A 3,247-nucleotide genomic window follows, 5' to 3' on the forward strand; every position below is an offset into this window, starting at 1 on the left:
TTGAGTTCTCAAGGAACGGACGCTTCCTTCGTACTCACCCTCGCGGGCTTTCCTCCGGGCTTTCGTTCTGTTCTTGCGTTTCCGACTCTATCAGACTCTTTCGTGTCCGACTTCCTCGGCGCTTTCCAGGTATTCGCTTTCGCGTTTTCCCTTTCCGGCGGTTCCGACTCTATCAGAAGTTTTCCACCGGATTTCCCGGCTTCGGATTCCTGAATGAGGAGTCGGCTGTACCCCACTGGAATTCAATTCCTTTTGGGGGCGAGAGAGAGTTTAAACCATCGCTGCCGAACTTGTCCAGTTCGAGGCAACCGTTCGAATCTACCTCCCCGCGCGCTCCGTGTCAACGGTCTTCGCGGGACGACGAGGAGACTAGCAGCTCAACAGGCTTGTACGCACATCAGGCCGCGGTCGGGAGCGTCGCCGTCCGGTCAGCCGCCTCCACGTCGCCGACGTCGCCGGCGCGCGCGGCCCTGCCGCCCAGGACGAAGACGTAGAGCAGGAAGGCGACCTCGGCCGCGACCCCGATCGTGATGCGGGCCCACGTGGGAAGGCCCGACGGGGTCACAAAGCCCTCGATCAGGCCCGAGACGAAGAGGACGACCGCGAGGCCGATGGCCATGCCGAGAGCGGTGCGGCCCTGTTCCGCGAGGGCTGTACGGCGGGTACGGGGGCCCGGATCGATGACCGTCCAGCCCAGGCGCAGGCCCATGCCCGCGGCGACGAACACCGCCGTCAGTTCGAGCAGGCCATGCGGAAGGATCAGGCCCAGGAAGACGTCGAGGCGGCCGGCCGATGCCATCAGGCCGATGCCCACGCCGAGGTTGGCCATGTTCAGGAAGAGGATCCAGAGCACCGGGATCCCCAGGAACGCGCCCAGGACCAGGCAGATCGCCGCCGCCTGCGCGTTGTTCGTCCACACCTGGGCGGCGAAGGAGCCCGCGGGGTGACTGGAGTAGTACGTCTCGTACTCGCCACCCGGCTGCGTGAGCGCCTTCAGGTCCTCGGGCGCCGCGATAGCGCTCTGGACCTCCGGGTGCGTGGCGATCCACCAGCCGATGAGCACGCCGAGCGCAGTGGAGAGCAGGGCCGTCGGTATCCACCAGCGGCGGCTGCGGTAGACCGCGGCCGGGAAGCCCGCCGTGAAAAAGAGGGCGGCGTCGCGCCAGCCGGCCCGGCGGGTGCCGGTCACCGTGGCGCGGGCGCGGGCCACCAGCTGGGTCAGCCGGCCGGTGAGCATCGGGTCCGGGGCGCTGGACCGGATCTGCGAGAGGTGGGTGGAGGTGCGCTGGTAGAGCGCGACGAGTTCGTCGGCCTCGTCACCGGTGAGCTTGCGGCCTCGGCCCAGCAGCTGCTCCAGGCGGTCCCACTCCGCACGGTGTGCGGTCACGAAGACGTCGAGATCCATCCGGCTGCCGCTCCCCTGTCCCAGGTCCCCTGGCCCTTGCCTATTCCTAGTGTGGTCAGCTTGGCAGACTGGAGACCGTAGGGGCGGGGACGGGTCACACGAGAGGTGCTGCGGTGAGCGAACTGGTGACGGGGGACGCGGTCGTCCTGGGGCTGCGGCCCGCGCGGCTGCCGAGCCGCGGGCTGGCGATCCTCCTGGACCTGGCCGTGTACGTCACCGGATACGTGCTGATCTCGGTCGGGCTGACCATGGCCACCGCCTCGCTGGACCTGGCCGCCCAGGCGGCCGTGGCCGTGGCGAGCTTCCTGCTGCTCCTGGTGGGCGTACCGATCGCGGTGGAGACGCTGTCCCACGGGCGGTCGCTCGGCAAGCTCGCCTGCGGGCTGCGGGTCGTACGGGACGACGGCGGACCGATCCGGTTCCGACACGCGTTGGTGCGCGGGTCCATGGGGATCGTGGAGCTGATCCTGACCTTCGGGTCCATCGCGTGCATAGCCTCGCTGGTGTCGGCGCGGGGCCGGCGGCTCGGAGACGTGTTCGCGGGGACGCTGGTGGTCCGGGAGCGGGTGCCGGGGGCCCGTGTGATGCCGGTGCCTCCGCCGCCGCCGTGGCTGGCCGGGCGGTTCACGGGGCTGGACCTGTCGGCGGTGCCGGACGGGCTGTGGCTGGCGATACGCCAGTACCTGACGCGGATGAACCAGCTGGATCCGCAGGTGGGTGCCGCGATGGCGGCGCGGCTCGCGGACGATCTGGTGGCGCGTACGGGGGCACCGCCGCCGGCCGGGGTGCCGGCCGCCGCGTTCCTGATGGCCGTGGTGCACGAGCGGCAGACGCGGGACGCCGCGCGGGCGTTCCGGCCGTCCGCGGCCGGTGCCGGTGCCGGTGCCGGGTTCGCTCCCGCTCCCGCTCCCGCGCCGATGCCAGGGCCGATGCCGGGGCGGATGCCCGTCGTGGCGCCGGTCCCCTACGTGGCTCCCGCGCCCGTCGCGCCCGTGGCGGCTCCGCGCGCCGGCGGGTTCGCGCCGCCCGCCTGAGCGATCACTGGTCCTCGAAGGCCGAGGGCGGCGTCTCCAGGTGTTCGAGTTCGATGCCGGGGGCGGAGAGCACCACGTCCCCGGCGATGTGGATCGTGTGGACCTCTCCCGTGTCCAGGGCGCTGACCTGGTACTCGTCCACCAGCAGGGGGCCGCTGTCCGTGGGGTGCTCCTGCCGGACGACCAAGGCCCAGGCCTGGTCGACCGTACGGGGTGCCAGCACCGGGTCGGTGAGGGCCAGCAGCCGGACGCGGGTCGCGGGGGCGCCGGGGGTCAGGCGCAGCAGGCGGGCCGTGGCGACGAGGAAGGCCGGGGAGGTGCCGGTGAAGCCGGGGGCGGCGATGTTGCCCTCGGTGGCCTCGGTGCCGGTGGGGTCGGTACGGACCCAGGTGACGCCGTCGATGGCGGCGCCGCGCACCTGCCAGCTCGCGGCGTTGAGCTCCATGCGGATGGGGCGTCCCAGCTCGTCGATCGCCAGGTCGACGGAACCGCGGTGGTCCCCCTCCGGGCCGGTGAGCTGGGAGACGTAGCGCCAGCCGGAGGGCCCCGGCGCGCAGTGGAAGTGTTCCTCGCCGAGCGGGGTGTGGTCGTGCGGGTCGTGGAGCGAGTAGCGGCCGCGGGGCATGGTGCGCACTCTTCTTCGGGTCGAGGGGGGACACGGGGCAGGCCCCCGGCACGGGTGCCGGGGGCCTGCTTCACGTTCTGCCGATCAGGGAGTGATCAGTAGCGGTAGTGGTCCGGCTTGTACGGGCCCTCCACCTGGACGCCGATGTAGGCGGCCTGCTCCGGGCGGAGCGTGGTGAGCTTG

Annotated in this window: 5 protein-coding genes; 2 read left to right on the forward strand and 3 right to left on the reverse strand. The window is 71.3% G+C overall.

The window, feature by feature from the left end:
* Positions 1 to 213 (forward strand): hypothetical protein (locus tag ACGFYY_RS42255; protein WP_393717954.1); only part of this gene is annotated, 213 nt, incomplete at its 5' end.
* A 184-nt stretch (positions 214 to 397) separates the two neighbouring features.
* On the opposite strand, the gene ACGFYY_RS42260 is transcribed toward ACGFYY_RS42255, so the two are convergent.
* Complete coding sequence (locus tag ACGFYY_RS42260; protein ID WP_393717956.1) at positions 398 to 1,405, reverse strand: stage II sporulation protein M; 1,008 nt, start codon at positions 1,403 to 1,405, stop codon at positions 398 to 400.
* Positions 1,406 to 1,518: 113 nt separating this feature from the next.
* Between ACGFYY_RS42260 and ACGFYY_RS42265 the strand changes: the two genes are divergently transcribed.
* A complete protein-coding gene (locus ACGFYY_RS42265; protein ID WP_393717958.1) occupies positions 1,519 to 2,439 on the forward strand; it encodes an RDD family protein in 921 nt (306 codons plus the stop codon).
* Positions 2,440 to 2,443: 4 nt separating this feature from the next.
* Here ACGFYY_RS42265 and ACGFYY_RS42270 read toward each other — a convergent pair whose 3' ends face one another.
* Together ACGFYY_RS42270 and ACGFYY_RS42275 are read right to left on the reverse strand one after the other, a co-directional pair.
* Positions 2,444 to 3,064: a hypothetical protein gene (locus tag ACGFYY_RS42270; RefSeq protein ID WP_393717960.1), complete on the reverse strand. Its 621-nt coding sequence runs from the start codon at positions 3,062 to 3,064 to the stop codon at positions 2,444 to 2,446.
* A 95-nt stretch (positions 3,065 to 3,159) separates the two neighbouring features.
* On the reverse strand, positions 3,160 to 3,247 hold an 88-nt coding region (locus tag ACGFYY_RS42275), incomplete at its 5' end, for an adenosylhomocysteinase (RefSeq protein WP_365279692.1).

Source organism: Streptomyces sp. NPDC048331, from assembly GCF_043201215.1.
In the GTDB taxonomy this organism is placed as follows: domain Bacteria; phylum Actinomycetota; class Actinomycetes; order Streptomycetales; family Streptomycetaceae; genus Streptomyces.